Below are 6125 nucleotides of genomic sequence, written 5' to 3'. Positions count from 1 at the left end.
CAACGACATGCAAAGGGGCCCGATCGGATCCCTTTGCATGTCGGCGCCAGCGTCGCCAAAGGGGTCAACATTCCAAGCGAAATGGGGGGCACGGTTCGAAGCGATTTGACACCAATCCCTCGAAGGAAGGCCGCTATCGTTACACGGCGGCGCACGAGGTCGGCCACTGGCGCCTGCATCGCGGGTTGTTCGACAAGGACCCGGCGCAAACCTCGTTCCTCGATGCCGATGCGCCGCCGAGCGTGATTTGCCGGTCGAGCCAGGCCAAAGCGCGGATCGAATTGCAGGCCGACCTCTATGCCTCCTGCGTGTTGATGCCGCGCAAGGTGGTGATGGCGGCATGGGACGACGTCTTCCCCGACCGCAAGCCGCGCGTGCTCAAACCCGCGACGCCGATCGACCATTCCTTCGTAGAGTTCAATCGCGAAACCTATGTCAGTCCGGCCAGGGTGGAGACGGAAACCGACGATCAGGCGCTTGAGCGGCTCGCGACGCCCTTCGCGAAGAAATTTCTCGTCTCGCCGATCGCCATGCGCATCCGGCTCGAACGGCTCGGACTGCTGCACCGCGCGGTTCCGCTCCAGCGGCTTCTCGCCGATGGTTCGTGAGCCCCTTTTTTTGAGGAAATCGTCAAGTGTCAACTGGACAAACGATATCGCAGGCGACGAAGGGCGCGGATGGCGCCTTCGAGACACGCGATTTCTATCTCGCCTGCTTCCTGCGCTGCACCGGCTACGAACTGGTGAAGCTACGGGCCGAAGGACGGCGCAAGGTGTTCGTGTTTCGGGATCGCGCCGCGCGGCCTGCTGACGTGATGGCCTTCTATGGCGATGCGACCACCGTTCGGCCGCTCGCCTTCGCCGCCACCATCAAGGACATGAAGGGATTGCTGCACAATGGCTGAGAAGCTGACCCATTCCCACGCTCGCGAGGTCGGCGGACCTCAACTTCGCGAAGCGCTCGAACAAATCGGTGAGGTGGTCCTCGATGGTCTGCGCCACGGCCACTTCCGATGCTCCATCACCAGCGGGATCGGCAAGGGCAACCGTCGAGACCTCGTGATCGAGGCGGGTAAGTCGCACAAGTTCACGATCCCTGAGGAAGAATTGCCGCGCTGAAGCGGCGAACAGGCTGGCGATCCCTGGGACGGGGACGCCCGAAGATGCAAATCCCTTTGGGTCCAGAGTCATCGGTGGGAATCCGAGACCAGAGGCCAGGAGCACGGAGCGGGGGAACCGCCCGTGAGGTCTTCGATGAAACGTCTCGACGCATCCAACGACAATGACGCGGGCAAGCAGATCGCCCGCACCCGGCAAGTCTGGCAACCGCGCCTCGGGCGCGATCTCAGCGACGAGGATGCCCGGCATATCACGTACAACGTCACCGGCTTCTTCGGTTTGCTCGCCGAATGGGCGCGGGCGGAACGCCGCGAAGCGGCGAATGACGTCGGCGCGCTCACCGCCGCCAACGACGGCGAGTTGCGCCATGACCGCTGAATCCATCGCCAGGGCGCTCGGCGGGCACCGTGCAGGAGCAACTTGGATGGCGCGTTGCCCGGTGCATGACGATCGGAGCCCGAGCCTGTCGATCAGTTCGGGCAAGAACGGCAAGGTGCTGGTGCGCTGCCACGCCGGCTGCGACCAGCACGACGTGATCGCCGCGCTTCGCGCGATCGGCGCATGGGAAGGCACAAAGCGCCATGTCATGCGGTTCCGATCGCCAATCGCTCGCCGCGTTCCCGAAGAACCCGATTCCGACGCGCTGAGGCGAACCGAGGCGGCGCTGGCGATCTGGCAGGCGACGCGATCGGCCGAGGGAACGCCGGTCGAAACCTATCTCCGCTCGCGCGGCCTGATCCTTTCGATCCCGGCCAGGCTTCGCTTTCACGCCGGCTTGAAGCACGCTTCGGCCGGCGTCTGGCCCGCGATGGTTGCGCTGGTGACACACGGCGACACTGGATCACCGATTGCCGTTCACCGAACCTTTCTTGCCCGCGACGGCAAAGGCAAGGCGCCGGTCGATCCGGCGAAGATGATGCTCGGGCTATGTCGTGGCGGCGTGGTCCGCCTCGCTGAGGCCGGCGACGTTCTGATGGTCGGCGAAGGGATCGAGACCTGTCTTGCGGCCATGCAGGCGACCGGACATCCCGCCTGGGCGGCGCTGTCCACCTCGGGCCTTCGGTCGCTCGATCTGCCGCGTGATGTTCAAGACGTTGTCGTGCTCGCCGATGGCGACGATCCCGGCGAAGCGGCGGCGCGGGATTGCGCCCGACGCTGGCGCCGCGAGGGACGGCGCGTGCGCATCGCCCGTCCGCCGCAAGGCATGGATTTCAACGATTTGCTGGAGGGCGGGCGATGATCGAGGATGATTTCGTCAATCCCGCAAATCCGATTGCCGACGCCATCGACGCGGCCGAGGTCATTGCCGATCCGCTCGAAGGTCTTGCGACGCGAACCGCCGCCGATCCCGGTGCGCCGTTCCTGCCCGATGCGCTGGAAGCGCTGGCCGCCCTGAAGGCGGACAACCGCGCCGCCTTCGAGACGCTCCGCTCGCAACTAAAGAAAGCCGGGTGCCGGGTGACGGCGCTCGACGAGGCCATCGCCGAGGAGCACGGGACACCGGGCGGGCGCGGACCGACGCAAGCCGATATCCTGATCGAACTGGCTGAAGGCGCCGCACCATTCCACACGCCGGACGGCGCCGGCTTCGTCGACCTCGACATCAACGGCCATCGCGAAACCTGGGCGATCCGCACCAAGGGCTTTCGCCGCTGGCTCGCCCGCCGCTTCTTCGAGGAGACGGGCGGCGCGCCGAGTTCGGAAGCGCTGCAATCGGCGCTGAACGTGATCGAGGCAAAGGCGCATTTCGACGGACCGGAACGGCTGGTCCATATCCGCGTCGGCGAGCTTGATGATCGGCTCTATCTCGACCTTGGGGACGAGACATGGCGGGCGGTGGAGATCGACGCCACCGGCTGGCGCGTCATCGACAATCCGCCCGTTCGCTTTCGCCGCGCGTCGGGCATGAAGCCGATGCCGATCCCGGTGCGCGGCGGATCGATCACGACGCTGCGCTCGTTCCTCAACGTGCAGACCGACGCCGATTTCGTGCTGGTGGTCGCCTGGGCGCTCGCGTCCCTGCGCAATCGCGGTCCCTATCCGGTGATCGTGCTGTCGGGCGAACAGGGTTCGGCGAAGTCGACCTTCTCAGGCGTCCTGCGGGCGCTGCTCGATCCCAACACCGCGCCGCTTCGGGCCTTGCCGCGCGAGGATCGCGATCTGTTCATCGCCGCCAGCAACGGTCATGTGCTCGCCTTCGACAATGTATCGGGTCTGCCAGCCTGGATATCGGACACGCTCTGCCGTCTCGCGACGGGCGGCGGGTTCGCGGTGCGCCAGCTCTATTCCGATCAGGATGAAGTGCTGTTCGACGCCACCCGTCCGGTGATCCTGAACGGGATCGAGGATATCGTCACGCGGCCTGATCTGGCCGATCGCGCCGTGTTCCTCACCTTGGAGCCGATCCCCGAGGAACGCCGCCGCCCGGAACAGGAGTTGTGGGCAGCATTCGAAGCCGAACGCCCGCGCATATTGGGCGTGCTGCTCGATGCGGTGGGGAAGGGCCTGGCCGAGTTGCCGCGCACGCGACTCGACAAGCTGCCACGCATGGCGGATTTCGCGCTGTGGGCGACCGCCTGCGAAACCGCGCTCTGGTCTTCGGGTACATTCTGGTCGGCCTATTGCGGCAATCGCGAGGAGGCGGTGGAAGGCGTCATCGACGCCGATCCGATCGCTTCCACCGTGCGGGCTTTGGTGCAGGCGCGGACGGAGTGGACGGGAACCGCCTCGGACCTTCTGGGCGCCCTTGCCGAAATGGCGGGCGAGCGCGTCGCGAAGGCAAAGACCTGGCCCGACAGCCCTCGGGCGCTGGCGGGTCGTTTGCGCCGGGCGGCGACGTTCCTGCGCAAGATCGGCATCGATATCGGTTTCGAGCGCGAGGGCCGAGCACGGACGCGGATCATCCGCATCACGACCACCGGGCAATCGCCAACACCAGAAAACCGAGGGCCGCAAGCGTCCGCATCGTCCGCGCCGTCCGCCAATTCGACGAAAGCCAATCCCAGCAATGGCTTCGCAACCCAAGGCTTGCGGACGGTCGGCGATCATGCGGCCGGTTCAAGGCGCGACGATGGTTCGACCGTCCGCGCCAACCCCTTGATATCCAACACCGAGGACGATGCGGACGGTGCGGACGCAAAGCACCCGCCCCAATCCGGACCGGAAAAAGCGGAGACTGACGGCTGGAGGGCGCGGCTATGAGCGCCGCCCAAGCCCTGAAGGCTGCGCGCGCGGCCGGGATTGAGATCGCTCTCGATGGCGATGCGCTCGTGCTAGCGGCGCCCACCGCGCCGCCGCCAGCGGTGCTCGATCTGCTGGCGTATCACAAGGCCGGGATCGTCGCGCTCTTGCGTCCCGGCGATGACGGCTGGTCGGCCGAGGATTGGCGCGCCTTCTACGACGAGCGGGCGGGCATCGCCGAGTTCGATGGTGGGCTGCTGCGCGACCATGCCGAAGCGAACGCTTTTGCCTGCTGCATCGCCGAATGGCTGAACCGCAACCCTGTGCGATCACCGCCGGGCCATTGCCTTCGCTGTGGCGGACCCGAGCAGCCTCACGATCCTTTGCTGCCCTTCGGGACCGAGGCCACCGGCCACCCTTGGCTGCATCACCGCTGCTGGAGCGCATGGAACGCGCGCCGAAAGAACAAGGCTGCCGCCGCGCTGGCGGCAATTGGAATCCGCGAAAGGAGCATCCACCCATGACAAAGAAGAATCCCGTCAAGGGAAATCAGCCGACGACCGTCGTCGTCGATGATCCCGACGATATGAAGGGCGCACTGAAGCACATCGGCGGGTCGCAGTCGGATCACTGGAACAATATCCTCGCAAATCAGGCTGTACAGGCGCTTTGGATGAAAAATTCCGACGCCGAGACGCGCGATCGACAGTTGAGTGCCACCGTTTCGGCGCTGATCGGTATCGGGCCAAAGGACGAACTGGAAGGCATGATGGCGGCACAACTGATCGCCGCCCACAACGCGGCAATGGAATGCTACCGGCGCGCAATGATAGTCGAACAGACCTACGAGGGCCGGCGCGAGAACCTCAACCAGGCCAACAAGCTGTCGCGCACCTATGCGGCGCTGCTNTACGAGGGCCGGCGCGAGAACCTCAACCAGGCCAACAAGCTGTCGCGCACCTATGCGGCGCTGCTCGAAGCCCTCAACCGTCATCGCGGCAAGGGCCAGCAGAAGGTCACGGTCGAGCATGTTCACGTCCATGCGGGCGGACAGGCTGTGGTCGGAACGGTCGAGCGACCGGGGGGGGGATCAGAGGGAAACGGAGGAACAACCCCATGCAAAGCAGATTGCCCATGCACCTGAGCCCGCGCTGCGAAGTCCTGACGCGGGCAGGGACGCCGTGCCAGTCACCCGCGATGGTGAACGGACGCTGCCGGATGCACGGCGGCAAGGCGCCGGGAGCACCGAAGGGAAATAGGAATGCGGTTACGCACGGCCGCTTCGCCGCTGAGGCCGTCGCCGAGCGGCGGGTGTTCGCAGCGCTCCTGCGTGACATGAAGGGCCTGATCGAACAGGCGGACGGCGACGAATAAGCCCTTGGCCCGGCGGGGGCGGGCCGGTTAGTTTCACTTTCCGGCGCGTTTCGAATGCGGGCGGTGGGAGCGCCGGCTTTCGCCTTCGGCAGGGATGCGAACCGGGTCCGCAATTCGGGTTCGCGGGTTCGAGGGTTCGCACCCGGTGCAACTGGTTCGCAATCGTGACAATACTGCTTTTTGACTTGGATTGATTGAGGGATTCGCAAGCACGATGGACAGGCGGCAGCTGAATGCTTAGTGTTTTCCTGAGTCTTGCTTACAACGCTCGCTCGGGCGGACTGAGGGGCGCGTTCGCGGCGGCTCGCCCCGAAGTCAGCAAGTGGGCGACGCCTGCCTCAGTGTCTGAATCAGAATGAAGGTAGCGTTTTCAATGCCTTGCGAGCCGTCGGGTGAGCATGCGGATGTTTGCGATGAAGACCCAGGCCTGGGCGGAAGCGATGGTGCGTTCGA

At 65.3% G+C, this 6125-nt stretch carries 8 protein-coding genes; all 8 read left to right on the top strand.

From position 1 onward, the window contains the following. A partial coding sequence (locus VQ045_RS21075; protein ID WP_331831516.1) for an ImmA/IrrE family metallo-endopeptidase occupies positions 1-608 on the top strand: 608 nt, incomplete at its 5' end. Between the two features lie 26 nt (positions 609-634). Continuing rightward, positions 635-904 carry a DUF5659 domain-containing protein gene (locus tag VQ045_RS21070; protein WP_327625743.1) on the top strand — a complete coding sequence of 90 codons (270 nt, stop codon included), beginning with the start codon at positions 635-637 and terminating at the stop codon, positions 902-904. Next, positions 897-1118, top strand: a complete 222-nt coding sequence (locus VQ045_RS21065) for a hypothetical protein (RefSeq protein ID WP_327625744.1) — start codon at positions 897-899, stop codon at positions 1116-1118. The genes VQ045_RS21070 and VQ045_RS21065 overlap by 8 nt, the downstream gene beginning before the upstream one ends. Positions 1119-1253: 135 nt before the next feature. Further along, positions 1254-1496, top strand: coding sequence for a hypothetical protein (locus tag VQ045_RS21060; RefSeq protein WP_327625745.1), 243 nt, complete (start codon positions 1254-1256; stop codon positions 1494-1496). Next, the gene (locus VQ045_RS21055; protein ID WP_327625746.1) at positions 1486-2358 is read left to right on the top strand and encodes a DUF7146 domain-containing protein; all 873 of its coding nucleotides are present in this window, start codon (positions 1486-1488) and stop codon (positions 2356-2358) included. Before VQ045_RS21060 ends, VQ045_RS21055 begins: the two co-directional genes overlap by 11 nt. Further along, entirely contained in the window at positions 2355-4319 is a 1965-nt protein-coding gene (locus VQ045_RS21050; protein WP_327625747.1) for a hypothetical protein, read from the top strand. Before VQ045_RS21055 ends, VQ045_RS21050 begins: the two co-directional genes overlap by 4 nt. Further along, positions 4316-4822, top strand: a complete 507-nt coding sequence (locus tag VQ045_RS21045) for a hypothetical protein (RefSeq protein WP_327625748.1) — start codon at positions 4316-4318, stop codon at positions 4820-4822. The genes VQ045_RS21050 and VQ045_RS21045 overlap by 4 nt, the downstream gene beginning before the upstream one ends. A 592-nt stretch (positions 4823-5414) precedes the next feature. Beyond that, positions 5415-5672, top strand: coding sequence for an HGGxSTG domain-containing protein (locus VQ045_RS21040; protein ID WP_327625751.1), 258 nt, complete (start codon positions 5415-5417; stop codon positions 5670-5672). Positions 5673-6125: the final 453 nt, after the last annotated feature.

The sequence above is a fragment of the Aurantimonas sp. E1-2-R+4 genome (assembly GCF_036549515.1).
GTDB classification, from domain to species: domain Bacteria; phylum Pseudomonadota; class Alphaproteobacteria; order Rhizobiales; family Rhizobiaceae; genus Aurantimonas; species Aurantimonas coralicida_A.
This window is presented reverse-complemented; position numbering and strand designations above follow the sequence as displayed.